Below are 24,837 nucleotides of genomic sequence, written 5' to 3'. Positions count from 1 at the left end.
CCTAATAAAGCTCGGCCATCAATAGCGCCGAAGCGGTAAAGTCGGTGCTGGGCAACTCCGCGCCGGTAAACTTGACCGGTACAGCTTCCAGCACGGGCGGTGTCGATGCGTAAACATCGACTTCCCGGGGTTCATTAGGAATCAGTGCGGTACCACCCAGCAGTACCCTGATACCCAGGTCGTTCACCGAGGTCTTGAGCGCGGCAGGGTCGAAGTGGACGTCATCCCCCTTGAGGGTCAGGCGCATGTGCCAGGTGATGCCGGCGCCGGCCGCCCCCGGGCATTCGATCTGATAGGGAATCGCCTGGCGGTAGCGTTCACCATCGATGCGGTTGACCGCGATATTGCGCTCGAAGCGCACCTCGATACGCCCGCCCTTGTCGCTGACGGTGCAGCCGGGCGGCGCCAGCAGGTTGCCGGTAAACTTCATGTTTTCCGCGCCAACGTACGGCAGGGGCAAGGTCGTAAGCGACAGGATGAGCAAAAAGCGCCATAGGGTGTTCATCGATAATCCACCACCAGGGTTGCACCGGCATTTAAGCCGCCGGCTTGGACCACACTGTTTTCTCGTTTGACCAGGACGGCTTGCAGCACTGGCTTTTTGCGGGTGTCGAAGTCAGCCCAGGTATTAAGCGCAAGCGGTACGCCGTCTTTTTTTAGGGCAATGCCGAGGTTGTCATAACCCCGCACCAACAGCAGCGCGGGATCGAAAGCGGGGTCACCGCGTACCTGCATGCGCAGTTCATTGGTCGCCGAGCGGCTGCAGTCGAGCGCGTACTCCAGGGTGATGGTCTTGTAATTGCCATCGATACCGGCGGTCTGCACATCGCCAAAGGGGCCAGTAATGGGCGCGTTTTTATTGATCACGCAAGGAATCGCCGCATAGACGACCCCCTCGATCGTCACCACCTGCTGCTCGTCAGCGTGGGTAATGGATGCACAGCCAAGCAGCATGGCCAGCAGTGCGGGACGTGCGGTAGTCATTGCAGGGGCCTCAGTCATACGCCAGGTTCACATTCAGGCTGGCGCGGAAGGCGCCCGGGCGCAAAGGGGCCGCTGTGCGCTCAGGGCGAATGTAATAGGTCAGCTGGTTATCGCCTGGCGAGACGAACCACGCCGGCGCGGTTCGGCCCAGGCGCACGTCGCGGCCCTGGACATCGAGCAAGCGCAGGCCGAAGCCCTCGGCCCCGGCCACCTTGATCAGTTCGGGGCTGTCGGCATCGGCCACGGCATTGAAGGTCAGTGCCAGGACCGGTTCGATGGCGCTCCAGATCAGGGTTCCATGCTGACTGTCCCGTCGACCGCCGTCACTGCGCACACAACCGTGCAGCTTGAGGTGCAGGGCCACAGGGGTACCCTGATCGCCCACGCGCAACAATCGGGCGGTGCTCAGGTCGCCCAGTGCCAGGGTCTGATAGGTGGAGCGCGGGTCCAGATAGCAGGCGCTTTCAAGCAAGGTCCCGGTCACTTGAACCTCGGCCGTCTGCGCAAGGGTGCCAGCGGCATGAGACAAGGTTGAAACACTTGCGCTGTAGAGCAAGGCTGCCAGGCAGCTACGGGTTCCAGGCATCATGGTGTGCACTCACTTGAATACGACAGGGCTCGGGAGTCAGCGTTTGTTGTCGACGGGACTGGCGGTACAGGTGCTGGCCACACAGCTGAACTGCAATTGCGGGCGGCCGCCGTAGTCATTGACGTAGGTCAGTACTGGCTTTTCGCCCAGCGTCTTGCTGCTCAAACCCAGGTCCTGCTGGGCCTTGGGGGCGATCATCAAGGGTTTGAAACCGGTCACGGTGTCGGCCTTGGGGTCGCGCGTTGCATCGATTACGGTGATGTAGAAGGGTGTCGGGTTATTGACCAGATAGCGGTCGTTCTGGCGGGTCAGGGTCAGTTTTTCCTGCCAGGGGGCTTCATTCACCCCACGCTTTGGAGCAATTGCCGCTGGCCGATAGAACAGTTTGACCCGCGTCTGCAGGGCAATCTGCAAGGTGTTGGGTTTATCGCTACGTGGCGGAATTTCGCGCAGGTTGAAATAGAACAGCGACTCGCGATCCTGGGGGAGCTGGCTCAGTTCAGGTAGGCCTTGAATCTTCACCTGACTGTTGGCACCGGCTTCCAGGCGCTGGATCGGCGGCACCACCACCAGGGGGCCGGTGATTTTCTCGGCCTGCTCGTTCTCGACCCAGGCCTGGGCCAGGTAGGGCAGTTGGCCGTTCTGGTTGCTGATGCTGAGGCTGACCGATTTTTCGGTGCCGGTAAAAATCACCCGAGTGCGGTCCAGCGACACGGCAGCCAGGCTGGTTTGTGCGGTGCACGCACCGAAAACGGCGAGCAGCGACAGGGTGTTGCGTTTGAAGCGGGTTTTCATAGAGGTACCTGTTGCAAAAAAATTAAGCGGCGGCGTTGTCCGCCTCGCTGACGGGCTGACACAGCAGCTCCAGTTGTCGTGCAGGCGATTGGACCTGGTCGGGTAGGGTGAAATGGCAGCGCGCGGCGCCATCCCAATGCACCGACATGGTTTCGCCCGGCTTCATGCCGCTCAGATAAGTCGATCCTTCTTCGCCGACAATGCCGGTTTCCTGGCCGCGGCTGTTCTGTGCGGTCGCGCCAAAGGGCGGAGCGATGCGATTGGCCATGCGAATGATGACCATGGCCTTGTGGCCTGCGATCACATCGAAACGGCGGTAGCCAATCGCGCCCTCGGTCAAGGTGGCCTGGGTAATTGACTGGGTGGCTTCGACATCGTCGGCCAGGTCGTCCAGCACGATGTTGGCTTGGTTGCGGTAGTAGCTGTTAACGTCGGTAATCACCGCCTTGCCGAAGCGGTTGGTACGGCTGACCCCGCCGTTACCGCGCACTGGGACGCCCGCCACACCCTGGGTATCGACCAGCAACCGGGTGCCACCCATCACGCTGCTACGGTGCAGCGCCGCGCCCTGGCCGGTCAGCGTGGCGCCGCCTTGCAGGGACAGGCCGGCCGAGGTGTATTCACCGGCCTGATAGCTGGCGCTGGCCACTACCTGGGCCTGGTCACCGTCATGAGACAGGAAACCACTGGCGGTTGGCCCGCTTGAGGCCTTGCCGGCGCTGAGCATGTAACGGCTACGCTCATCGAGACTGTCGTAGTAACTCAGGCTGTGGGCGCTTTCACCGCGGTTGACCGATGAGCTGTAGCTGAACGAACCGGTGCTGTCCCAAGGAATACTGACCGACAGGTAGGCGCCGTCATCGGAGGTACCGTTGGACTTGTTCTGGTACGCAGTCAGCGACAGGCTAAGGTTCTTCAAGCCGCCCACATTGAAATAGCGCGACAGTGACAGGCTGTAGCGATCGCTCGCTTGGCTGTTCCAGTAGGTCTGGTGGTTGTAGTTGAGGTACACGCTGAGCGAGGAATCACGAAACTGTTTGCTTACCGTTGTCGTGTACAGCTCCTTGCTCTGGTTCAGCGGCTGGCCGCCACGCCGGGTTTCGATGAATTCGTTCATGCTCATGTAGTTCTCCTCGGAGAACCGGTAACCGGCGAAGGTAACTTGGCTGTCATACTCGTCAAAGCGCTTGGAATAGCTGGCACGGTAGGACTTGCCGCTGAGCGTATCGTGTTCCGGGAGCGTCGCCCGCGACTGGGTGACATCGAATGACAGTGCACCGAAGGCCATCAGGTCGCGGCCCACGCCCACGGCCAGCGAGCTGTAGTCCTTGGCGCCGAGGCTGCCGCCATACAGCGACCAGCCATTGCTTACACCCCAGGAAAACTCACCGGTGGCGAAGGCCGGGCCATCCATCTGATGTTCCCAGTCGGAGGGTTTGCCGGCGGCCAGCTTGTAGCGCACTGTGCCTGGGCGGGTGAGGTAGGGGATGCTAGCGGTGTCCATCTGGAATTCCTGGACGCTGCCGTCTTGTTCTTCGACGCGCACATCAAGCTGACCAGAGACCGCATCGTTGAGGTCCTGGATACGAAAAGCGCCCGGCGGCACCTGGGTGTCGTAGAGCACCCGGCCTTGCTGGCGAATCACCACGCGTGCGTTGGTGCGGGCCACACCGCTGACTTCAGGGGCGTATCCCCTGAGGTTGGGGGGCAGCATATTATCGTCGCTGCTCAGGTTGCCGCCGGTGTAGCGGAAACTGCCGAACAGGTTCGAGTCCAGGTAGTCTTCGCCAAGAATCAGGCTCGAACGCAGTGACGGCACAGCGCGCAGCGCATAAAAGCGGCTCCAGGAAAACTGGTCTTGAGACGGCTGGCCAGCACTGTGTTGCATCTGGCTTTGCCAGTCGCCGCGCAAACGCCAGGCGCCCAGGTTGACACCTGCAGTACCGTTACCACTGAGGCTGTCGCTGCGACCTTCGCCGCGCTTGCGATCGGTGGTCTGGGCGTTGAAGTTGTAATCGAACAGCACGCCGGAAATCCCTTCGTCCCAGCGCGAGGGTGGGTCCCAGTTGGCCGCGGTGTATTCCAGCTGATCCTGGGGGATGCTCAGGTACAGCCCCGAAGTGCCCAGGTCGCCGCGTGCCTGCATGCCAGGCACACTACTGAAGTCCAGGCAGGCGCCGTCGTGCCACCAGGTCAGGGCTTTGACAACCTGTTCCTTTAAACCCAATTCGCTGACCAGCGCCGGCGAAAGACAGGCAACACTGCTTTTCGGATCGTCCTGGGCAGGGAAATAAGCAATGGGGAACTCGCTCAACGTATCGCGGTTCACTTGTACCAGCAGGGTATATTGGCCGGGCATAATGAAGTTGGCCGAAGCAAACACCCCAAGATCAAGGTTCTCGCGATCCTTGACGTCGAGTACATCGGTGTTGAATTGGAATTCTTCGGCCGCATTTGCCCACGCCGCCACGCAGTACAATGCAGTGGTAGCCAGTACCTTACGATGATCCACGTGACTAAATCCTTGAGCGCTACTGCACAATCAGTATCGGCAGTTCAGAAGTGCTGAATACTCAGCTTGATCGTGGCGTGATAATCGCCCGCTTCCAGTGCATGCCCGCTACCGACGAGGGTCAGCGAGTAATTAAGCATCAGCATGTCCGCAGACGGTGTGCTGTGTTCCAGTAACATGCCAGGTGAAATCAACTTCCCTTGTTCATCTTTTATCTGTAATGCAATGCCTCGGGCGGCGCCCTGAACACCGAAGTGTTTGCCTTCACGTTCGCTTTCGAACGTCAGCCGGAAGCGTTGTGAAGGATCACCATCGGCGCTTGAATTCGAAGCAATGCAATCGCTGATGTAAATGTTCAAGGTTTGTTGATCAGAGGTGGCGCCGCGCACTAGTCCGCCAAGTGCAGTAGGTTTGAAAGCGACGGCCTGATTGGCATTGCCTACACGGATGCTGCACGCGCTGTCGACAATGCTCCCGACCAGTTGCACGCGCCCCTTTTGCGCACCGCCAGGTAATGGTTCAGTGGCGCGAGCGGGCTCGCCAAGCCCGAACAGCGCCAGCGGTATCAGCAGCACTGTGGTTGAGCGAATCATCTAAACCTCCACAAGCACCCCGGAGCACGCACTGGGTACGTGCTCCGGGTCACCTCAGTAACGATGCGTGTTACTGATAGTCGAGGGTGAAGTTGGCGAAGGTTTCGTAGGTGCCCGGAACGATAGCCGCTGGTATGGCTGTGCCACCACCTTGTGGCTCAACCATGTCGCCCTGCAGGTAAGCGTTGAACTGCAGGTAGGTGTCGCCATCGGAAAGCGGCTGTGCAGGCGATTCGGAGCCGAGCTTGATCAGTGCGCCGGTGTGGTCGGCAATCGCCAGGCTAGCGCCCTGGGCGGAGCCGCGGATGGCCAACAGGTCAGCGTTGCCCGCTGGCGAACCGGTGAACTTGGCGGTGGCGGATTTCATCGTGCCAAGCTCACAGCCGATCAGGTCGATCTTGAATGGAGTCAGGTGGGATTTGCCGCCGTTCTTCAGGGCAACGTTGGAGATCTGGTCCATCTCGACGGTCTGGTAGGCCGACTTTTGAGAAATAGAGCAAGGCGCGTCGATAATCGAACCTTCGAAGGTGATTCTTCCGTGACCTTTATCGGTTGCGAAACTTGCCGCAGACGTCGCAGCAAGGGTAACTGCCATGATTGCGCTGGCCAAGGTACTAACTTTCATTTCACACTCCTAAGTTTAAATTGATGTCCTTGAAGGGGACTCAATGGAACACTCTCGAAGCCCCGGTATCTGTGTACCGTTGAGCTGGAGTAAGTCTAGGAGTGAAGATGGTAGAAGTGAGTAGGACGTTGCCGACGCGACCCTAGGAAATTTCCTACAGGCCTTCAGCGCTGACTATTAAGGCGTCAGTGCATTGCGCTTGGCGAACTCGGCAAGATCTACGAGCGAAGCAGCACCCAGTTTTTGCAACAGACGGGTTTTGTAGGTGCTGACCGTTTTGTTACTGAGAAAGAGCTTTTCACCGATCTCCTTGTTGGAGTATCCCTGGGCCAGGTACTGCAGTACGGTAACTTCCCGATCGGTCAAGGACTGTATCTGTTCAAGTTCAGTGAGCTGATCTGTCGAATTGACACTGTCATAGGTCAATGAAGGGAAAAAGTTATAACCCGACTCCACCGCTTTGATCGCGGTAATCAGGCTGCCGAGGTCTTCTTCTTTATTAATGAAGCCGCGAGCACCGAGCTGGATGCAGCGCCGGCAAACGGCGTCGGCGGTTTGCGATGTCAGCACCAGTATTTCACTGCGCACATTAAGCGCCTTGATACGGCTGATAACTGTGAGGCCATCGAGTTTGGGAATGCCAATATCCAGAATGACCACTTGCGGGGTCAACTCCCGAACTAGTTGAACGGCATCCAGGCCATTGTCGGCTTCGCCCACTACACGCATATCGTGCTTTTCCAGCAGGACCCTGACGGCCAGTCGAATCACCGGATGATCGTCGACGATCAATACGCTATGCATAGTTTCAATTAACCTTGTTTCTGGCTTGTCTTGGGCTGGGTTACATCAGCCGTGAAAGATTAACACCATTGGCGGGATTGGGCAGAATCCTGACCTCAGGTAACAAAGCTTAGGAAATTTCTGAGGACGCATGGGAAAAGTCGCATGGTGCCAACCGCCCCCCTGTCCACACACTGAGCACCCCTTTGTGTGTAGAACAAAAAATGCAAAACTTGACTGTGCTGGTGTTGGAGGATGAGCCCTTTCAGCGACTGGTTACCGTGACAGCGTTAGAAAAACTGCTGCCGGGCCCGATTTTGCAAGCAGCCAATGGTGACGAAGCCATCGCGATCCTGGACGGCTGCGCCCAGGTCGACATTGTCCTGTGTGATCTGAAAATGCCCGGCATGGATGGCTTGGCATTTCTGCGCCACGTCAGCAGCCTGGGCAAAGTGCGTGCAGTGGTACTGTGCAGCGAGCTGGACCCGATCTTGCGTCAGGCGACTATTGCGATGATCCATTGCCTTGGGCTGACATTCCTCGGTGACCTGGGCAAGCCCTTCAATCTGGAGGGTTTCAAACGCTTGGCCTCGCATTATCAAGCCCATAACCAGTCTGCGCCACGCATGCTCGAGTCTGCCGAGCTGCCCTCCCTGCAGGATGTAGAACGGGGCCTGGACAATGGCGAGTTCGAGGCCTACTTCCAGCCTAAAGTCACCCTTCAAGGGCAACGGCTGGTAGGCGCTGAAGTGTTGGCGCGCTGGACGCACCCACAGTGGGGCGTGTTGACGCCAGCGCATTTCTTGCCGGTCATGGAGCAGAACCACCTGATCGACCGGTTGTTCTACCAGATGTTGACCCAGGGCCTGACCCTGCACCAACGATTGGCGTCTCAAGGCCGAGCCATCAACCTGGCGTTCAACCTGCACCCCGCACAATTGGCCTGTAGCGTTTTGACTGAGCGTATCCCGGCCTTGCTCAAGCGTTTTCAGGTTCCAGCGACACAGATCATGTTCGAGATCACCGAGTCCGGGTTGATCAGTGCCCCGGCCAGCAGCCTGGAGAATCTGGTGCGCTTGCGCATCATGGGCTGCGGCTTGGCCATGGACGACTTCGGGGCAGGGTATTCGTCACTGGATCGGCTCAGCGAATTGCCGTTCAGTCAGATAAAGCTCGATCGCGCCTTCGTACACAAACTGCAGACTCAACCCAGAAGTGCCGCGATCATCAGTTGCGCGGTGGCCCTGGCCCAGGCGCTGGGCTTCTCACTGGTCATTGAAGGGGTGGAAAATGCTGAACAACAAGCACGCCTGATCGAACTCGGTGGCACCTATGCCCAGGGCTATCTGTTTGCGCGTCCTATGCCGCAGAACCATTTTGTCGATTACTGCACGGAGCAGGCGGGGCGCAGTTGATCGAATTAAATGGGCCGCTTTGAGCTATCATTCGCACAGCCATGACCGCTGTCCAACAGCGCATTCTATTCGCAAATGAATACCTCTCACATGGCTGACTCAGTCTTCAGGCACCTTCGGTTTCCCTCACACATGTATCTACGTCCTATTTGGCTTTCCATTTGCCTGATCGCGTTCAGTGCCTCATTGCACGCCGCGCCGTTGCCGCTGCCACTGCAAGTGCTGTCCAGTCAGTTGCATATCGACCGTCATGACATCGCGATTTCCACTGACGACTGGCACTGGTTGCGGCACAAGGGTGAAATCAGGCTCGGCATATCGCCCAGTGAGTCCGCGCCGTTCGCGGTCAATGCCGAAGACAACCAGTACGAAGGCATCAGTGCCGATGCAACCGCGCTGGTGTCGCAGTTGCTAGGCGTACAGGTCAAGATCGTCCCTTTTGCCAGCGATGCGCAGGCGCTGCAGGCCTTGCAGGCGGGCAGTATCGATATGATCAGTAGCCATGGCAGTCACCAGCCACGGGAAAACCTGATCCTCAGTACACCCTATGCCCGAGATCGGCTCGCGCTGTTCAAGCGCAGCGCCGAACCCCGGCATTCGCCCATCGACCTGGCGGGGCTGCGCGTGGCAACCACGGCCGCGCACAGCGAGGATTTACGCAAGCGCTTTCCCCGTGCCGACTTTCGGGTCTATGCCGATCACGACAAGGCCATCGCTGCGGCATCGTTCGGCCAGGCCGATGTGTACCTGGACGACCTGTACAGCGCCTACTACCGGATCAACCGCTCATTCTATGGTTTTGTCCGCTTCGAGCGTTTTACCGACCTGTCAGTGGGCGGCTACAGCTATGCCTTGCGCGCAGACAGCACCCGACTGCAGCACTTACTCAATGTGGCCATCGGCGCCATCGGTGAAGTGCAGTTGCGTAACCTGGCCAAACGCTGGGTCGGCAACAGTTTCATCCCCAGCGAAGAGCCTCTTAACCTGACCAATGAGCAATTGCGCTGGATCGAACGCCACCCGGTGGCACGCCTGGTGATCAATGATGACCTGGCACCCGGTGCCTATTTTGACTCCAGCGGGGTATTTTCCGGTGGCATAGCAGATCTTCTCGAAGTGGTGACCCTGAGCACCGGGCTGCACTTTCAAGTGACGTCGCGCAGTGGCGGTTTTCCGCAAATGATTGATGCCGTGCAAAAAGGTGATGCGGACCTGGCAATCATGACGGCCAGCCCTGAACGTGAAACCAAGCTGCGCTTTAGCCGACCTATAATTTCCGGGCCTTTTGTGTTGCTCAGCACTGTCGAGCAACAAGGCAAACTGGACAGTTTGGCCAACAAACGCGTCTCTATTGCGACCGGGCACGTGGCCATTCGACAGCTACGCAAACGCTACCCTGATGCGCAACTGGTCGAGGCGGGCGGATCGCTCGACAGCATGAACCTGCTGTATGAAGGCAAGGCCGATGCCGCCGTCGTCGCGCTACCCGCAGCGCGTTACTACATCGAGCGCCTGTTCCGTGACAAACTGGCGATCAATTACGTGCTCGACGTAGGGCCCGCTAAGGTCAACTTTGCCATGCGCCGCAGCGATGCCGAACTGCAGTCAATTATCGACAAAGTCCTGCAGAGCATTGCGCCGGATGAACTCAACGCGATTTCCAACCGCTGGCGTTCACCGCCCGGGATGAGCGGCCAGACCTGGCGTAATTACGAGCGCGTCATCAGTGAAGTCATTGCCGCCGCTGGCGTATTGCTGTTGCTCTCGCTGGTGTGGGTAGTCTATTTGCGCCGCCAGATAAAAGCCCGCCTCAAGGCTGAGCAGATGCTCAATGACCAGTTGCAGTTCGTTCAAACCCTGACCGATTGCATGCCGCCGCCCCTGTATGTGCGGGATATCAACGGCCGGATGCTGTCGTGCAACCGCAGCTACCTCAAAGCGGTTGGCCTGAGCGCCGAGCAGGTATTGAACAAGACGGTGCATGAACTGCCGATGGAGCATTTCGAAAGCATCCCAGACTTTCACCAGCATTACCTGCAAGCCATACGCGACGGCCAGACAATCGAGTCGGTACATCAAATTCAGGCCAACGGCAGGGACCTGTGGATCGAACACTGGGTACAACCCTTTCAAGACTCACGTGGGGTGACCAAGGGCGTGATCTGCGGCTGGCTGGATATCACCGAGCATCGCCATTTGGTGCAGCAGTTGAAGGAAGCCAAGAACCAGGCGGTGGACGCCAGCCGGGCGAAAACCAGCTTTTTGGCGACCATGAGCCACGAGATTCGCACACCGATGAATGCGGTCATTGGCATTCTGGAACTGGCTCTTAAACGTGCTGACAGTGTTCCCATTGACCGGGCCAGTATCGAGATCGCCTACACCTCGGCAAAAAGCCTGCTGGAGCTGATTGGCGACATCCTCGACATCGCGCGCATTGAGTCCGGACGCCTGAGCTTGTCACCCAACCGCGCCAACTTGCGTGAACTGGTCGAATCGGTGGCGCGTGTATTCGAAGGGCTGGCCCGACAGAAGCGTCTGAAGCTGATCTTGGAAATCGATTCAAGCATCAATTGTGATGTATTGGTCGATGCCCTGCGCTTCAAGCAGATCCTCTCCAACCTGGTGAGCAATGCGATCAAATTTACCGAGGAGGGTGCGGTCAAGATCAGCATTGCTGGCGTGTTGATCGACGCCAACCTGATCAACGTTCGGCTTAGCGTTGAGGACAGTGGCGTTGGCATCAGCCCGGCTGACCAGCAGCGCCTGTTCCGTCCCTTTGTTCAGGTTCAGCGTAATGTGCAGCCCAACGAAGGCACCGGTCTGGGCTTGGTGATCTGTCGCTCGCTGTGCGAAATGATGGGGGGCCAGGTGAGCATGACCAGTGCGCTGGGCCGTGGCACGCGGGTGGATGTCGAACTGCGTCTTCAGGTGCTCGAATGCATCAGCGTCGGCTTCACACCGGCACTGATAAAAACGGGGCAGCGTTATCGCTTACAGGTGCTGGTGGTCGATGATCACCGGGTCAATCGCCAGGTGCTTCATCAACAGCTGATTTTCCTCGGTCATGATGTCAGGGAGGCAGAGGATGGCAAGGAAGCCTTTGCACGCTGGCAAGAGCAGGCATTTGATGTCGTCATCACAGACTGCCATATGCCCATCATGAACGGTGTCGACCTGACCCGTGCCATTCGCCAGGCTGAGCTTCAAGGGGCTATGCCGGCCACAGTGATCATTGGCCTGACTGCCGATGCGCAGCCCGAAGAGATTGGGCTGTGTATTGAAGCGGGGATGAATGAATGCCTGATCAAACCCATAGGGCTTGATGAGCTGGACGCTCGTCTGATGGCGTACCAGCACGGGGAAGCGGAGCAAAGCTTAACCGGGGAATTGTTGGTCGCCGGACCAGCCACTTTGCAATTGGTCGACCTTGGCCCGCTGGAGCTGCTGATCAGCAGCGAGCCGGTGAAGTTTCGGCAGATACTCAACGAGCTGATCAACAACAATCGCAACGACTGCCAGCGCTTGTCGGCCTTGTTGCAAGAGGGCGATACCGACAAGGTGGCCGAGCTGGCGCATCGGATCAAAGGTGCTGCACGGGTAGTCAAAGGTGAACTGTTGGTTGAGTGTTGCCGCCAATTGGAGGCAGTGTGTCTGGACCCGCAGGCCACGTTTGGGCAGCTCCAGCAGGCGGTGGCGCAGGTTGAAGCGGCGATCAATGCGCTGGAGCAGGCGTTGTTGAGTCTTCAGGGTGACTAGCCAGCTCCGCTTCCTAGGACATATCCTACGTAATCTGTCGGCTTCAGTAGCTTGCCCGGGGAAGGTCTTCACACTAGGCTCGCTCGGTCACTGACTATTCGGTGATCGGGTTTGGCGACTCGGGAAAAGATACTGACAGAAAGCTTCCATTCTTAATGGCGGCTATGTGTGGGAGGGTTTCGGCCCTGCCGGGTTTTCCAGTGTCTTCCGGTTCGCCAACCCACGCATGGCTGCCACCCAATCGTTTGGCGACGGTGCGGTGGCAGCTCCTTTAAAGACCTGGAGTTGACCATGAAAAAGCCCGTCCCCGATCCTCCCAGCCTGCACCTTATTAAAACGGTCGAGACCGACGTCCCCAGTTGCCCGGAACATCCGCCCTTGTTCAGCGTGCGTGCGGGTATCAGCGCAGAAGACACGCTGGTGCATGCCTTGCTTTACCTCAGGTGCGCCCGCACCACTGTCCTTGAAGCCGTGCAATACGCCAGCAAAGAAGGGCGCGGTTTTGTCTGGTCAACCCAACATTCGGTGGAGATGGCCATGGCGCTGCTCGATGCGTTGCTCGATGGCATCGAAGCGCGCCAGATGGGCCTGAGCACCGACGCGTAGGCGTCAGGCAAAGCACTTGGGGGAGCCGGCCTTGCCGGCGATGGCATCGACGCGGTATCAGCTATTGCCGGGTGTCTGCATCGCTGGCAAGGCCAGCGCCCACAGGTGAGGACTGTTCATGCCCTCGGCTCACCCACCAGCCAAATCCCGCCGCCGTAAAGAACATGATCAAGCTGTAAATCGCCGCCGGTATCGCCATGGTCGAGTTGTTCAGCAGGGTAGGGGCCAGGGCCAAGGCGATGGCCAAGGTGCCGTTGTGAATGCCGATCTCCATGCCGATGGCGATCGCCTGGCGCTTGGGGATTTTCAGCAGGCGTGGCAGCCAGTAACCAATACCCAGGCTCAGCAGGTTGAACAACAGGGCCGCGCCGCCTACCACGGGCGCGTAGTCGAGTACGGTCTGCCAGTCCTTGACCATCGCCAACACGATGGTGAACAGCAGAAACAGCGCGGCAATAATCTTCATTGGCCGCTCCATGCGCGCCGAAAACCCCGGTGCCAGGCGACGGATCAGCATGCCCAAAGCTACCGGCACCAAGACAATCGCGAACACCTGCAGCACCTTGCTAAATTGCAGGGGGATCGCTTGATCAGCGGTCATGAAATACGCCAGCGACAGGTTCACCAGCAGTGGCATGGTCAGGATGGCGATCAGTGAGTTGACTGCGGTCAGGGTCACGTTCAGGGCCACGTCGCCATGCGCCAGGTGGCTGAACAGGTTGGCCGTGGTGCCGCCTGGGGAGGCGGCCAGCAACATCAGGCCCACCGCCAGGGCTGGGGCCAGGCCGAAACCTTTTGCAATAAGAAAGCAGATAAAAGGCAGTAGGAGAATCTGACAGGCCAGGCCGATCAGCACCGGTTTGGGGAATTTCACCACTCGGGCGAAGTCGGCCAGGGTCAGGGTCAGTCCCAACCCTAGCATGATGAACCCCAAGGCCAGGGGCAGAAACGCGCTTAGCAGCGGTGATGCAGTCATGTCACAGGCTCGCAAATAAGGGATGAACGGCAGTGTAGGCGAGGATTTTAGTCCTCGTAGTACGAGTGCTTCTCATCACGCGCCTGCGTCAAGCCGACGCGCTTGTAGACCCTGTCCTCAGGCAGTAGCATTCGCGCTTTACTCAAGGATCCGATTCCCGATGCAGTTCCAGCCAGGCATTCTCGCCGCCCCCGTTCCCGCGCAAGCCCTTCATCTGTTCTTCACCCTGCAATCGCCGGCCGCGCTGCCGGGCGTGCTCGATGCGCTGCTGCAACAGGTCGATGGCAGCCGTGTGGTAGCCGGTTTCGGTGCGCCGCTGGTGCACGCGCTGGGTCGCAGCATTGACGGCCTGCGCGCGTTCCCGCAGCTCACTGCCGCAGTTGATAACCCGTGCACCCAACATGACCTGTGGCTGTGGCTGCGTGGCGAAGACCGTGGTGAGCTGTGGCTGCTCAGTCAGGACCTGGAGAAACTGTTGGCACCGGCCTTCAACCTGGCCGAAGCGACAGACGCCTTCCGCCACAAAAGCGGTTTTGATCTGACCGGTTATGAAGACGGCACCGAGAACCCGATTGAAGATGCCGCCGTCGACGCCGCCATCGTTGCCAGCGATGTGCCGGGCCTGAGCGGTTCGAGCTTCGCCGCATTCCAGTTGTGGCGCCACGACCTGGACAGCTTCAAGGCGCTGCCGCAAGCCGAACAGGACGACATCATCGGCCGTCGCAAGGCAGACAATGAAGAGCTCGACGAGGCGCCGGAATCTGCCCACGTCAAACGCACCGCTCAGGAAAGCTTTGACCCTGAGGCGTTTATCGTCCGCCGCTCGATGCCGTGGGCCGACCAGCGCGGTGCGGGCCTGGCCTTCCTGGCCTTTGGCAATAGCTTCGATGCCTTCGAGGTTCAATTGCGCCGCATGAGCGGCCTGGAAGACGGCGTGGTCGATGCCCTGTACCGCTTCAGCCGTCCGCTCACCGGCGGCTACTACTGGTGCCCGCCGATCATTGCGCAACGCTTGGATCTGAGCGCATTGCTCGGCTGAAGCGTCACCTGTCGCCGGCCTGCGCAACAATGGTGCGGGCGCGGGCGATCACCGGGGCGTCGACCATCTGACCGTCCAGGGCGAATGCGCCGGCACTGCTCGCTGCGGCGTGCAGCACGCGCTTCGCCCAGCCAAGCTCATCCTCGCTGGGTTGCAAGGCCGCATGAATCACCGCCACTTGCTCTGGGTGAATGCACAAGACCCCACCAAAGCCCATGTCGCGGGCGTTTGCTACTGTCTGTCGGAGGCCGTCGTGGTCTTTGATGGCGGGAAATACCCCATCTAACGCCGGTGCCAGGCTGGCGACACGGGTGTTGAGCAGCACGGCATAGCGGGCCTGATCAAGCATCTGCTCAGCAGCGCGAGTACCACTGCGTAAATTCAGGTCCAAGGCCAGGTCAAGACTGCCGAAACACAGGCGCTCTACGGCGCGTGTGGTTGCAATATCAGACAGCGCCGCCAGACCGCGAGCGGTTTCGATGATCGGCAACACCGCTTTGCCGGTGGCACTGGCCTGGCGAATCTGAGCCGGTGTCTCTGCTTTGGGCAGCAGTAGGCCAATGATCTGGGGAAAGCGCTGACACAGTGCCAGATCGGCGCTGTGTGCTCGATGCTCAGGCCCATTCACGCGCACCAGCAACTGAACCTCGGGGTGCTCGTGGAGAAACTGCTCAAGGTTGTTGCGTGCCTGATCCTTGAGCGGTTCCTCCACGGCGTCTTCGAGGTCAACGATGACCCGGTCGGCGCCGCTGGCCAAGGCTTTGGCAATGCGTTCCGCGCGGCTGGCGGGGACGAACAGGGCACTTCGGATCACGGCGTCAGTCATGACGGCCTCCCTCAATGAAGGTCACTTCTGCGATTTGCGCGGTGCCGTCCTGGTTTCCCGCCTGAAGCAGGGCCTTGCCCGGTGCCGTCAGCTGACCAGACACTTCGAACGGCTGCGGTGAAATCAACGGACGTAGGCCGCGAAAGCTGAACGTCTTGATGCGTGCCTGTGGATGGGCGCGCAGGAATGCGCGCAGGTTCAGCGTCGCAATCAGCGGCCCGTGCACCACCAGGCCGGGATAGCCTTCCGTTTCGGTGACATAGGGCCAGTCGTAATGAATGCGATGACCGTTAAAGGTCACTGCCGAATAGCGGAACAGCAAGGTGGCGTTGGGTTCAACGACTTCTCGCCATTGTCCGGCCAGCAGGGGTTCGGTACCGCCGAGCTTGGGTGGGGAGGGCTCGCGGTAGACGATGTCCTGTTCGTCGACCAAGGCACATTCACCGTTCTGAACGATCTCGTGGCGTACGGTGACAAACAGCAGCGAGCCGGTGCGGCCGTGTTTTTCCTCGACCTTGAGCAGGGTGGAAATCCGCTTCACCTGGGCATCGACCTTCAGCGGGCGGTTAAACGTCAGACGGCTACCCGCCCACATACGGTTGCGGTTGTCGGCCGGTGGTAGGAAGCCGCCACGTGCCGGGTGGCCGTCGGTGCCTAAGCCGATTTGCGCTACAGGCTCTTGAAAGAATGCCCAATGCCAGAGCGGTGGCAGTGCTTCGCCGGGCTGGGGGGCGGGTTCGCCGAGGGTGGCGGCAATGCGTTTTACCAGGTTATGGCTGAGCTGATCACGGCTTTCTTCAATGCGACCGATCCATTCGGAGTAATCAATGTTGCTCATGTTGTGCTCCTTTAAATGCTGCCAGTCGTATGGAGTTCGGCAATGTGCTCGGCTGACAAGCCAAGGCCTCGCAGTATCTGCTCGGTATGCTCACCAAGAGCCGGCACCGGATCCATGCGCGGCATGTAGGCATTGCTAGTAGCCGGTGGCAGCAGACTCGGAACAACGCCAGCGCTGGTGCGCACCTGCTTCCAGCGCTCACGCGCCTGCAACTGCGGGTGCTCCCACACGCCTTGCATGTCGTTGACCCGGGCATTGGCGATCTGCGCCTGGTCCAGGCGTTCGGTCACTGCTGCCAGGCTCAGGCTGGCAAATGCCTGAATAATCAGTGCACGCAGGACCTCACGGTTGTCCACGCGTCTGACGTTGGCATTGAAGCGCTCATCGTCAGCCAACTGCGGCTGCAGCAACACCGTGGCGCAAAACAGCTGCCATTCCCGCTCGTTCTGCAAGCCAAGCATGACGGTGTTGCCATCACCGGTTGGGAACGGGCCGTACGGGTAGATGGTGGCGTGCGCCGCGCCACTGCGTGTCGGTGCAGGGGCGCCGGCGTAGGCGTAGTACAGCGGGAAGTTCATCCATTCGACCAGGCTTTCGAGCATGGACACCTCAACATGGCTGCCTTCACCGGTTTTGTCGCGCAGTAGCAAGGCGCTGAGAATCCCGGTGTAGGCGTACATGCCGGCCGCGATGTCGGCAATCGAGCAACCCGCTTTGGCCATCTGGCTTTCGTGCGGGCCACCGGTGACCGAGAGAAAACCGCCCTCGCTCTGGATCAGCAGGTCGTAGGCCTTTTTCTGCTCGTAAGGCCCACCTTTGCCATACCCGGAAATGTCACACAGGATCAGCCGCGGAAAACGCTGATGCAGCGTCTCGAACGATAGGCCCATCCGCTCAGCAGCACCCGGGGCGAGGTTCTGTACCAAGACATCCGCTTGTGAAAGCAAGGTGTCGAGCACCTCGATGGCCAGCGGTTGCTTGAGGTCCAGGGTCAGGCTCTCTTTTGAACGGTTGGTCCAGACGAAGTGCGAGGCCAGGCCATTGACGCGCTCATCGTAACCGCGGGCAAAGTCACCGACACCTGGGCGTTCTACCTTGATTACGCGGGCGCCAAGGTCGGCCAGCTGACGGGTGCAAAAGGGCGCGGCAATCGCATGTTCGAGGCTGACGACGGTGATGCCGTCGAGGGGGCGGCATCCTGAGGGCTGAGTCATATTGTTATCTCTGTTGTTATCAGGCCGGTGCAGGGAACAATGGCAACCTAGAACGAACGTGGCAGCTCCAGCAGGTGCTCGGCCACGTATGACAGGATCAAGTTGGTGGAAATCGGTGCGACCTGGTACAGGCGGGTCTCACGGAACTTGCGCTCGACATCGTATTCATTGGCAAAACCGAAGCCACCATGGGTTTGCAGGCAGGCGTTGGCCGCTTCCCAACTGGCCTTGGCCGCCAGGTACTTGGCCATGTTGGCGGCGGCACCGGCGTTCTTGCCGCTGTCGTATTCGGCACAGGCACGCCAGCGCATCAGGTCAGCGGCCTCGATTTCGATATGCGCTTGGGCAATTGGAAACTGCACGCCCTGGTTCTGGCCGATTGGCCGCCCGAACACCACGCGGTCCCTGGCGTACTGGCTGGACTTCTCGATGAACCATCGGCCGTCACCGATGCACTCAGCGGCAATCAGGGTGCGTTCGGCATTCAGGCCGTCGAGGATGTACTTGAAGCCTTTGCCTTCTTCACCGATCAGGCTGCTGGCTGGGATGCGCAGGTTGTCAAAGAACAGCTCGTTGGTTTCGTGGTTGACCATGTTGGCGATCGGTTGCACGGTCAGGCCGTTGCCAATGGCTTCGCGCAGGTCAACGAGGAAGATCGACATGCCTTCGGATTTTTTCTGTACCTCGGCCAAGGGGGTGGTGCGGGCCAGGAGGATCATCAGGTCGGAATGCTGGACCCGTGAGATCCAGACTTTCTGGCCGTTGATCACATAGTGGTCACCCTCGCGCACGGCGGTGGTCTTGATTTTGGTGGTGTCGGTCCCGGTGGTCGGCTCGGTGACCCCCATCGACTGCAGGCGCAGTTCACCACTGGCAAGCTTGGGCAGGTAGTAACGCTTCTGCGCGTCGCTGCCGTGGCGCAGCAGGGTGAACATGTTGTACATCTGGCCGTGGATGGTCCCGGAGTTGCCGCCGCAATGGTTGACCTCTTCGAGGATCACCGACGCTTCAGCCAGGCCCAGCCCCGAGCCGCCGTAGGCTTCGGGGATCATCGCCGACAACCAGCCCGCAGCGGTCATGGCGCTGACAAAGGCTTCCGGGAAGCCTTTGTGCTCATCGATCTTGCGCCAGTATTGGGCAGGGAAGTCGGCACACAGGGCGCGCACACCCTCTCGTATGGCGATGAGTGCTTCGTCGTTGCGATCAGTCATTGTTGGAGTCCCGGCCGTTGTGTTTTCGTCCATTCTGGCGTGATGGAGGAGGGAGGAGGACTACCGTTTTTCTCTTTGAGATATGCCGATTGGGCATAGCTGCTGGCGCAGGTTACACTCGCCCGTTAATGCAGCTACTCATCAGACGGGGCAGCCCATGGATGTTGTTCAACTCAAAACCCTGATTCACGTTGCTGAGCTGGGCAGCTTGAGCAAGGCCTCCGACCGCCTGCACATTGCCCAACCTGCCCTCAGTCGGCAGATCCGGCAATTGGAAAAGGAGCTGGGCGTGTACCTGTTTGAACGCCATGGCCGCGGCATGCAAATCACCGAGATGGGCCGCGAGGTACTGGCCCATGCCACGCGGATCATGGATGAGATGGAGTCGATACGCAGTGCTGCGGTAGGGGGGCGTACGCTGTTTCGCGGCACCGTGGTGATCGGTACCACGCCCACCGTTGCCGAAATCGCCACCGTACCGCTGGTACGCCGGTTGCGCGAAGCACAACCGAACCTGGGGATCCGTTTTTCCTCGGCCTACAGCGGCTACCTGCTTGACTGGGTGCAGCGCGGTGAACTTGAGCTGGCAATCTCCTATGACCCTCAGCCACTGCACACCCTGCGTATCGTCCCGGTGATGATGGAAAACCTGGTACTGGTCGGCCCGCCGCAAGCCGGGCTGCGCCTGGACACACCAGTGGCATTCAGCAGCCTGGCGGAACAGGCACTGGTGCTGCCCAGCGCTCGCCACGGTTTACGCACGATCCTTGATGGCTGTGCGCGAGAAGTTGGCATCAGTTTGCGCACCAGCGTTGAAGCGGACGCATTTGGCGCAATGGTTGACCTGGTGCGTCATGGGTTCGGCCTCACTGCACTGCCGCTGGCCTCGATCTACAGCCAACTGGAAAGCGGCACGCTGTGCGCCGCACCGTTGGTTGACCCGACGCCGATGCGCAAGTTGGTGCAGGTGTTTGCGGCCGACCGCAGGATCAGCCCGGCGGCCAAATTTGTCGGTGAAACCTTCACTGAGATCGCTGCCGACCTGGTCGAACGACGCATCTGGGCGGGTTACATGCTCTAGCGTTTTTTTACGCACTTTTTACGCCGTCGTGGCGGACGAGCAAGGATACTGGCGGCGTAACTTCCTGACTGTCCCAGCAGCGAATATGCGCTGCTCGGCAGCTGTTTTCAGGCCTTGCGTATTCGAGAAGTCATATTGTGAGCTCATCCGCCTCCCACGCCGCTAGCCATGCCCCCGCAAAAACCTCGTCAATCAGCTTGCTTATCGCCGCCGTCGGTGTGGTCTATGGCGATATCGGCACCAGCCCGCTGTACACCCTGAAGGAAGTCTTCGCCGGCCACTATGGCGTGCAGGCCAACCATGACGGTGTGCTCGGCATTTTGTCGCTGGTGTTCTGGTCACTGATTTGGGTAGTGACCATCAAGTACGTGCTGTTTGTGTTGCGCGCCGACAACCAGGGCGAAGGCGGCATCATGGCCCTGACCGCGCTGGCACGGCGTGCAGCTGCGCCGTATCCGCGCTTGAGCCGGGTACTGGTGCTGCTTGGTTTGTTCGGCGCGGCGCTGTTCTATGGCGACAGCATGATTACCCCGGCGATCTCAGTACTTTCGGCGGTGGAGGGCCTGCAGCTGGCCTTCGATGGCATTGACCATTGGGTTGTACCCATTGCGCTGGTGGTGCTGGTGGCGCTGTTTTTGATTCAGAAGCACGGCACCGCCCGCATCGGCACCCTGTTTGGGCCGGTGATGGTGCTGTGGTTCACCGTGCTGGGCGCACTGGGTGTCTATGGCATCGCCCAGCGTCCCGAGGTGCTGCTGGCGCTCAATCCTGCCTGGGCGGTGCAGTTCTTTGTGGTGCATCCTGGCATCGGTGTGGCCATTCTGGGCGCGGTGGTGTTGGCCCTGACCGGTGCCGAAGCGCTGTATGCCGACATGGGCCACTTTGGCCGCAAGCCCATTGCCCGCGCCTGGATTGTGCTGGTGTTGCCCGGCCTGGTGCTGAACTACTTCGGCCAGGGCGCGCTGATTCTTGGCAACCCCGAGGCGGTGCGCAATCCGTTCTACCTACTGGCACCGACCTGGGCCTTGCTGCCGATGGTCGGGCTCGCCACCCTGGCCACCATCATTGCCTCGCAGGCGGTGATCTCCGGCGCATTCTCGCTGACCCGCCAGGCCATCCAGCTGGGCTATGTGCCACGGATGTTCATTCAGCACACCTCCAGCCAGGAGCAGGGGCAGATCTATATCGGCACGGTGAATTGGGCGCTGATGGTGGGCGTGGTCCTGCTGGTGCTCGGTTTCGAGTCGTCTGGTGCGCTGGCCGCGGCCTATGGTGTGGCGGTGACCGGCACCATGTTGATTACCACCTTGCTCTCGGCGGCGGTGGTCCTGCTGCTGTGGAAGACCCCGCGCTGGCTGGCGGTGCCGCTGTTGCTTGGTTTCTTGCTGGTCGACAGCCTGTACTTTGCCGCCAATGCGCCGAAGATCTTCCAGGGTGGTGCGTTCCCGGTGATTGCCGGTATCGCCTTGTTTATCCTCATGACCACCTGGAAGCGCGGACGCAAGATCATCGTCGAGCGCCTGGACGAGTCGGCCTTGCCGCTGCCGCTGTTTATCGCCAGCATCGCCTCGCAGCCGCCATATCGCGTGCAGGGTACGGCGGTGTTCCTGACCGCGCGCTCCGACGCCGTGCCTCATGCGTTGTTGCACAACCTGTTGCACAACCAGGTGCTGCATGAGCGGGTAGTGCTGTTGACCGTGGTGTCGCAGGATCGACCACGGGTGCCGCTGTCTGAGCGTTTTGAGGTTGAGGACTTTGGCGATGGGTTTTACCGGGTCCACCTTAACTTCGGCTTTATCGAAGAGCCTGACGTGCCGACCGCGCTGCAGTTGTGCCATGTGCCGGCGCTGGATTTCAGCCCGATGGGCACTACCTATTTCCTTAGCCGCGAGACGGTCATCCCGACCAAGCGCATTGGCATGGCGCGTTGGCGAGAAGGGTTGTTCGCGTTCTTGCTCAAGAACGCCAACAGCAACCTTAAGTATTTCAACTTGCCGCTCAATCGGGTGATTGAGCTGGGTACGCAAGTGGAAATGTAGGTAGAGCTGCTGCCGAGGCACGAGGCTGGGATCGACTGCAGGGCAGTCGCAAATCGGACACCTTGTTGGGCTGGATGAATCGCGGTTGCCAGGTTTTACGGCCGTTTCACGCCCGATCGCAGCCTGGCGGCAGCGGCTACGAGGGCATCAGCTGGGATCGACTGCAGGACACCTCGTTGGGCTGGATGAATCGCGGTGGCCAGGTTTTGCGGCCGTTTCATGCCCGATCGCAGCCTTACGGCAGCAGCTGTAGCCGCTGCCGTAAGGCTGCGATCGACTGCAGGGCAGTCGCAAATCGGACACCTTGTTGGGCCGGACGAATCGCGGTTGCCAGATTTTGCGGCCGTTTCACGCCCGATCGCAGCCTGGCGGCAGCGGCTACGAGGGCATCAGTTGTGGTCGACTGCAGGGCAGTCGCAAATCGGACACCTTGTTGGGCTGGATGAATCGCGGTGGCCAGGCTTTGCGACCGTTTCACGCCCGATCGCAGCCTGGCGGCAGCGGCGATCGATAGTGCCGAGCGCGTCAGTTCACCGCTGGCTGTGCCGTCGCCGCAAGTTGCGCATTGTTACGCACCAGCCTGTGCATCAGGCTGGCGACCACAAAACCAATCACGGCCAGCACCATCATGGCGATGAACACATAGTTGTAGCCCTGCTGGCCCGGGAAGTGGTCAAGCAGCGCACCATAGCCGACATAGGCGAACATCCCCGGCGCATAGCCAATCAAACAACCGATACCGAAGGCCGACCCGGTGATGTGCGGGGCAATCCCCACTTCACCCATTGGCGCCCAGAACACCCCGCGCATGGAAAACACGATAAAGGCAAAGGACAGTGTGGCTGCCATGCCGGCGTAGATGTATCCCGGGCTCTTGGGCACCATCAGGATGATCACCATCAGCGGCAGCAGTGCCAGAAATGCCCATTTCATATAGCGGCTGGGGCTCTTGAACTGTTTGTCGGCAAGGAAGCCTCCGGCAGGGCCGCCAAGGATCTTCAGCATGTATTGGTTGATGATGCCGTACGCGCCGACCAGGGCCACCGGCAAGCCATAGACTTCCTTGAGGTAGGGGATGAAGTAGGTCAGCCCGCAGTAGACGATGTAAACCATGAACACGTTGCAGCTGACCACCCAGATGGCCGGTACCTTGATGGCTTCCATCAGGTTCGACAGTGGGTTTTTCCTCGAGATGACGGGTTGGCTGGCCTGTGTGCCCTTGAGCAGGAACCAGGTCAGGACCCCGGCAGCGATGTCGATGACCGAGTAGAACACAATCGCGGCCTTCAGGCCCGCTTCGGCAGCGCCCATGGCAATGAACACGCCCAGGGCCGAGAAGGCTACCAGCGTGTCGATCACCCCACGCCCACCTTCGAGCAGGCCGAACAGGCGGCCTTGCTCTTTGTCATCGCCCAAACCACGAATGGCCTTGAGCAGCGCCGGCCAGTAGATGCAGTCGGCGCAGACTGCCAGCAAGCAGAACACGATCATCAGGCTGTTGAACGGCGGGAAGGTCGCCAGGTACAGGCCCAGCGCACCGGTGCCGAGCAGGCCCAGGGGGATCAGTTTGCGGGTGTCAAAGCGGTCGGCAAGTACGCCGCCCACCACGAACAGCCCGGTGGCGATGATGGCATTGGCACTGAGCAACAGGCCGATCTGGGTATGGGACAGCCCCATGAACTCCTGCATCGGCACATAGAAGGCGTCTTTGAGGTTGGCGAGCTTGTAGATGGTGCCGCCACCGAGGATGAGGATCAGGAATTTGAACCATTTGGCCTTGTCTTGCACGGTCATTGTTATTCTCCAGGCGTGATGGGTAGTAGCGTTCAGGCGGCCAGGGTCAGCTCGGCAAGGGTGCGCAGTTCGGCCAGCAGGGTCTTCACGTAGGTCACCTGGTTGTTGGCCCAACGCTGTTCACCTGCCAGCATTTGCTCCAGGGTGAAACCTGCAGGCAGTGGCGTTTCGCTCATTTCCCGGTAGGCGATGAAGGGATCGGCAGCTTCGTTGCTCTGGCGGAAGGCCGGGGCAACGTAGTGGTTTTCCTGTTCGAGGATGAAGGCGATCACCTGCGGTTGCTGTTCGCCGAGCATCAGCAATTCAAACAGCATGCGTGCGCTGGGCAGATCGTCTTCGACGCTACCCTGAAGCACACCGTAGTGGCCAAACCCTTGTTCTTCGGCAACCACGCGAACACCTTTGAGGTGGGTCTGACGGATGTGCGGGGCAAGGTTGGCGAGGGCCTGCAGGGGTTGCTCACAAGCATTGATCATGTTGCCAAAGTCAAACAGGGCATGCAGGCGCGGGTGGTTGGCCTGGCGGAGCAGTTGCGCGATTTCGTCGCTTTTGAGCTCCTCGTGCTGCTCGAAATCGAAATGCAGGTCATGGGCATCGGCTTGTTGGCCCAGGTACAACAAGTCGCCGCTGATGCGGTCCATTACCTGAGACAGTTGGCCTTCGTAGCGCGAGTACACGCGGATGTTGCGGGTGCCAATGGCCTTGGCCACGGCGATGGCCGCATCGACATCAGCCTTGAGCGTGCTGCTGATCTCCAGGTGCACATCCAGCTGCAAGGCGCGGGCCTTGGCGGCAAAGGCATGCAGCTGTGCAGCATCCATTTGCGACAGGCTGTTGTGTTCGCCATCGAGCATGTGCAGGCTCAGCCCTGCCAATTCATGGCGATAGGCAAAGTCGAGCAGGTCGAAAGGCGTCAGGCCACCGTAGGTGAGGTTGGTCAGCAGCGGATAGGCGTGGGCGAACAGGCGTGCCTGGTCGAGGCGCTGGAGCAGGCGGGTGGCCAACTCGCGGGTCAGCAGCGGCGCGGGAGCGCCGTCCGCGTTGTGGTTCAGTAACGTAGCGAAGCGTTCTTGTAGTGCTTTCATTCGAGTCGTTCCTGGTGCGGGCACCGGTTCTACCGGCGTGTTCTTTATCGCGCCGGCGTGGAACTCCCGATAG

General features: G+C 59.8%; 21 protein-coding genes. 6 read left to right on the top strand and 15 right to left on the bottom strand.

Features of this window, described 5'->3' with window-relative positions:
• Nucleotide 1: 1 nt before the first annotated feature.
• The 8 genes from CX511_RS13715 to CX511_RS13680 form a co-directional block, all read right to left on the bottom strand.
• Nucleotides 2–505: a fimbrial protein gene (locus tag CX511_RS13715; protein WP_101293567.1), complete on the bottom strand. Its 504-nt coding sequence runs from the start codon at nt 503–505 to the stop codon at nt 2–4.
• Nucleotides 502–984, bottom strand: coding sequence for a fimbrial protein (locus CX511_RS13710; protein ID WP_158240010.1), 483 nt, complete (start codon nt 982–984; stop codon nt 502–504). Before CX511_RS13710 ends, CX511_RS13715 begins: the two co-directional genes overlap by 4 nt.
• Before the next feature lie 10 nt (nt 985–994).
• Nucleotides 995–1,573 (bottom strand): fimbrial protein, encoded by a 579-nt coding sequence (locus tag CX511_RS13705; protein WP_052675553.1) that lies wholly within the window; start codon nt 1,571–1,573, stop codon nt 995–997.
• A 36-nt stretch (nt 1,574–1,609) separates the two neighbouring features.
• Nucleotides 1,610–2,368 carry a fimbria/pilus periplasmic chaperone gene (locus CX511_RS13700; protein WP_101293569.1) on the bottom strand — a complete coding sequence of 253 codons (759 nt, stop codon included), beginning with the start codon at nt 2,366–2,368 and terminating at the stop codon, nt 1,610–1,612.
• Between the two features lie 22 nt (nt 2,369–2,390).
• Entirely contained in the window at nt 2,391–4,880 is a 2,490-nt protein-coding gene (locus CX511_RS13695) for an outer membrane usher protein (RefSeq protein WP_218248968.1), read from the bottom strand.
• A gap of 44 nt (nt 4,881–4,924) precedes the next feature.
• Nucleotides 4,925–5,473 (bottom strand): fimbrial protein, encoded by a 549-nt coding sequence (locus CX511_RS13690; protein WP_045185364.1) that lies wholly within the window; start codon nt 5,471–5,473, stop codon nt 4,925–4,927.
• A 70-nt stretch (nt 5,474–5,543) separates the two neighbouring features.
• Complete coding sequence (locus CX511_RS13685; protein WP_101293571.1) at nt 5,544–6,098, bottom strand: fimbrial protein; 555 nt, start codon at nt 6,096–6,098, stop codon at nt 5,544–5,546.
• Between the two features lie 177 nt (nt 6,099–6,275).
• The gene (locus CX511_RS13680) at nt 6,276–6,902 is read right to left on the bottom strand and encodes a response regulator transcription factor (protein ID WP_045185358.1); all 627 of its coding nucleotides are present in this window, start codon (nt 6,900–6,902) and stop codon (nt 6,276–6,278) included.
• Between the two features lie 203 nt (nt 6,903–7,105).
• On the opposite strand from CX511_RS13680, the gene CX511_RS13675 reads away from it, so the two are divergent.
• The 3 genes from CX511_RS13675 to CX511_RS13665 all read left to right on the top strand — a co-directional run bounded on the left by CX511_RS13675 (nt 7,106) and on the right by CX511_RS13665 (nt 12,661).
• A complete protein-coding gene (locus CX511_RS13675) occupies nt 7,106–8,296 on the top strand; it encodes an EAL domain-containing response regulator (RefSeq protein ID WP_101293572.1) in 1,191 nt (396 codons plus the stop codon).
• A gap of 132 nt (nt 8,297–8,428) precedes the next feature.
• Nucleotides 8,429–12,055, top strand: coding sequence for a transporter substrate-binding domain-containing protein (locus CX511_RS13670; protein WP_101293573.1), 3,627 nt, complete (start codon nt 8,429–8,431; stop codon nt 12,053–12,055).
• A 291-nt stretch (nt 12,056–12,346) separates the two neighbouring features.
• Entirely contained in the window at nt 12,347–12,661 is a 315-nt protein-coding gene (locus CX511_RS13665) for a DUF6124 family protein (protein ID WP_045185353.1), read from the top strand.
• A gap of 61 nt (nt 12,662–12,722) precedes the next feature.
• Here CX511_RS13665 and CX511_RS13660 read toward each other — a convergent pair whose 3' ends face one another.
• Nucleotides 12,723–13,637 (bottom strand): bile acid:sodium symporter family protein, encoded by a 915-nt coding sequence (locus CX511_RS13660; protein WP_045185352.1) that lies wholly within the window; start codon nt 13,635–13,637, stop codon nt 12,723–12,725.
• Between the two features lie 160 nt (nt 13,638–13,797).
• Between CX511_RS13660 and CX511_RS13655 the strand changes: the two genes are divergently transcribed.
• Nucleotides 13,798–14,676 carry a Dyp-type peroxidase gene (locus CX511_RS13655; RefSeq protein ID WP_101293574.1) on the top strand — a complete coding sequence of 293 codons (879 nt, stop codon included), beginning with the start codon at nt 13,798–13,800 and terminating at the stop codon, nt 14,674–14,676.
• A gap of 4 nt (nt 14,677–14,680) precedes the next feature.
• Here CX511_RS13655 and CX511_RS13650 read toward each other — a convergent pair whose 3' ends face one another.
• From CX511_RS13650 to CX511_RS13635, 4 genes are read right to left on the bottom strand one after another with little or no spacing between them, the layout of a single operon-like run.
• Nucleotides 14,681–15,502, bottom strand: coding sequence for an HpcH/HpaI aldolase/citrate lyase family protein (locus tag CX511_RS13650; RefSeq protein WP_101293575.1), 822 nt, complete (start codon nt 15,500–15,502; stop codon nt 14,681–14,683).
• The gene (locus tag CX511_RS13645; protein ID WP_045185345.1) at nt 15,495–16,340 is read right to left on the bottom strand and encodes an HTD2 family dehydratase; all 846 of its coding nucleotides are present in this window, start codon (nt 16,338–16,340) and stop codon (nt 15,495–15,497) included. Before CX511_RS13645 ends, CX511_RS13650 begins: the two co-directional genes overlap by 8 nt.
• 11 nt (nt 16,341–16,351) lie before the next feature.
• Nucleotides 16,352–17,554, bottom strand: coding sequence for a CaiB/BaiF CoA transferase family protein (locus CX511_RS13640; protein WP_101293576.1), 1,203 nt, complete (start codon nt 17,552–17,554; stop codon nt 16,352–16,354).
• Between the two features lie 47 nt (nt 17,555–17,601).
• The gene (locus CX511_RS13635; RefSeq protein ID WP_101293577.1) at nt 17,602–18,765 is read right to left on the bottom strand and encodes an acyl-CoA dehydrogenase family protein; all 1,164 of its coding nucleotides are present in this window, start codon (nt 18,763–18,765) and stop codon (nt 17,602–17,604) included.
• A gap of 157 nt (nt 18,766–18,922) precedes the next feature.
• Between CX511_RS13635 and CX511_RS13630 the strand changes: the two genes are divergently transcribed.
• Both CX511_RS13630 and CX511_RS13625 read left to right on the top strand, forming a co-directional pair.
• Nucleotides 18,923–19,846: a LysR family transcriptional regulator gene (locus CX511_RS13630; RefSeq protein ID WP_045185337.1), complete on the top strand. Its 924-nt coding sequence runs from the start codon at nt 18,923–18,925 to the stop codon at nt 19,844–19,846.
• A 137-nt stretch (nt 19,847–19,983) separates the two neighbouring features.
• Complete coding sequence (locus tag CX511_RS13625; RefSeq protein WP_045185334.1) at nt 19,984–21,885, top strand: potassium transporter Kup; 1,902 nt, start codon at nt 19,984–19,986, stop codon at nt 21,883–21,885.
• A gap of 525 nt (nt 21,886–22,410) precedes the next feature.
• Here the strand turns inward: CX511_RS13625 and CX511_RS13620 are convergent.
• Together CX511_RS13620 and CX511_RS13615 are read right to left on the bottom strand one after the other, a co-directional pair.
• Complete coding sequence (locus CX511_RS13620; protein WP_101293580.1) at nt 22,411–23,679, bottom strand: MFS transporter; 1,269 nt, start codon at nt 23,677–23,679, stop codon at nt 22,411–22,413.
• A 32-nt stretch (nt 23,680–23,711) separates the two neighbouring features.
• Nucleotides 23,712–24,764 (bottom strand): sugar phosphate isomerase/epimerase family protein, encoded by a 1,053-nt coding sequence (locus tag CX511_RS13615; RefSeq protein ID WP_045185328.1) that lies wholly within the window; start codon nt 24,762–24,764, stop codon nt 23,712–23,714.
• Nucleotides 24,765–24,837 lie beyond the last annotated feature (73 nt).

This window comes from Pseudomonas sp. S06B 330 (assembly GCF_002845275.2).
Classification (GTDB): Bacteria; Pseudomonadota; Gammaproteobacteria; order Pseudomonadales; family Pseudomonadaceae; genus Aquipseudomonas.
The sequence above is the reverse complement of the archived record's forward strand: the minus strand, read 5'-3'. Positions and strand labels throughout refer to the sequence as shown.

Excerpts from the sequence above, each read along its gene's own strand:
- CX511_RS13675 (WP_101293572.1), top strand. The coding sequence starts at position 7,106 with ATGCAAAACTTGACTGTGCTGGTGTTGGAGGATGAGCCCTTTCAGCGA.
- CX511_RS13700 (WP_101293569.1), bottom strand. The coding sequence starts at position 2,368 with ATGAAAACCCGCTTCAAACGCAACACCCTGTCGCTGCTCGCCGTTTTC.
- CX511_RS13685 (WP_101293571.1), bottom strand. The coding sequence starts at position 6,098 with ATGAAAGTTAGTACCTTGGCCAGCGCAATCATGGCAGTTACCCTTGCT.
- CX511_RS13645 (WP_045185345.1), bottom strand. The coding sequence starts at position 16,340 with ATGAGCAACATTGATTACTCCGAATGGATCGGTCGCATTGAAGAAAGC.
- CX511_RS13710 (WP_158240010.1), bottom strand. The coding sequence starts at position 984 with ATGACTACCGCACGTCCCGCACTGCTGGCCATGCTGCTTGGCTGTGCA.
- CX511_RS13705 (WP_052675553.1), bottom strand. The coding sequence starts at position 1,573 with ATGATGCCTGGAACCCGTAGCTGCCTGGCAGCCTTGCTCTACAGCGCA.
- CX511_RS13620 (WP_101293580.1), bottom strand. The coding sequence starts at position 23,679 with ATGACCGTGCAAGACAAGGCCAAATGGTTCAAATTCCTGATCCTCATC.
- CX511_RS13665 (WP_045185353.1), top strand. The coding sequence starts at position 12,347 with ATGAAAAAGCCCGTCCCCGATCCTCCCAGCCTGCACCTTATTAAAACG.
- CX511_RS13660 (WP_045185352.1), bottom strand. The coding sequence starts at position 13,637 with ATGACTGCATCACCGCTGCTAAGCGCGTTTCTGCCCCTGGCCTTGGGG.
- CX511_RS13690 (WP_045185364.1), bottom strand. The coding sequence starts at position 5,473 with ATGATTCGCTCAACCACAGTGCTGCTGATACCGCTGGCGCTGTTCGGG.
- CX511_RS13715 (WP_101293567.1), bottom strand. The coding sequence starts at position 505 with ATGAACACCCTATGGCGCTTTTTGCTCATCCTGTCGCTTACGACCTTG.
- CX511_RS13670 (WP_101293573.1), top strand. The coding sequence starts at position 8,429 with ATGTATCTACGTCCTATTTGGCTTTCCATTTGCCTGATCGCGTTCAGT.
- CX511_RS13615 (WP_045185328.1), bottom strand. The coding sequence starts at position 24,764 with ATGAAAGCACTACAAGAACGCTTCGCTACGTTACTGAACCACAACGCG.
- CX511_RS13630 (WP_045185337.1), top strand. The coding sequence starts at position 18,923 with ATGGATGTTGTTCAACTCAAAACCCTGATTCACGTTGCTGAGCTGGGC.
- CX511_RS13640 (WP_101293576.1), bottom strand. The coding sequence starts at position 17,554 with ATGACTCAGCCCTCAGGATGCCGCCCCCTCGACGGCATCACCGTCGTC.
- CX511_RS13635 (WP_101293577.1), bottom strand. The coding sequence starts at position 18,765 with ATGACTGATCGCAACGACGAAGCACTCATCGCCATACGAGAGGGTGTG.
- CX511_RS13650 (WP_101293575.1), bottom strand. The coding sequence starts at position 15,502 with ATGACTGACGCCGTGATCCGAAGTGCCCTGTTCGTCCCCGCCAGCCGC.
- CX511_RS13680 (WP_045185358.1), bottom strand. The coding sequence starts at position 6,902 with ATGCATAGCGTATTGATCGTCGACGATCATCCGGTGATTCGACTGGCC.
- CX511_RS13655 (WP_101293574.1), top strand. The coding sequence starts at position 13,798 with ATGCAGTTCCAGCCAGGCATTCTCGCCGCCCCCGTTCCCGCGCAAGCC.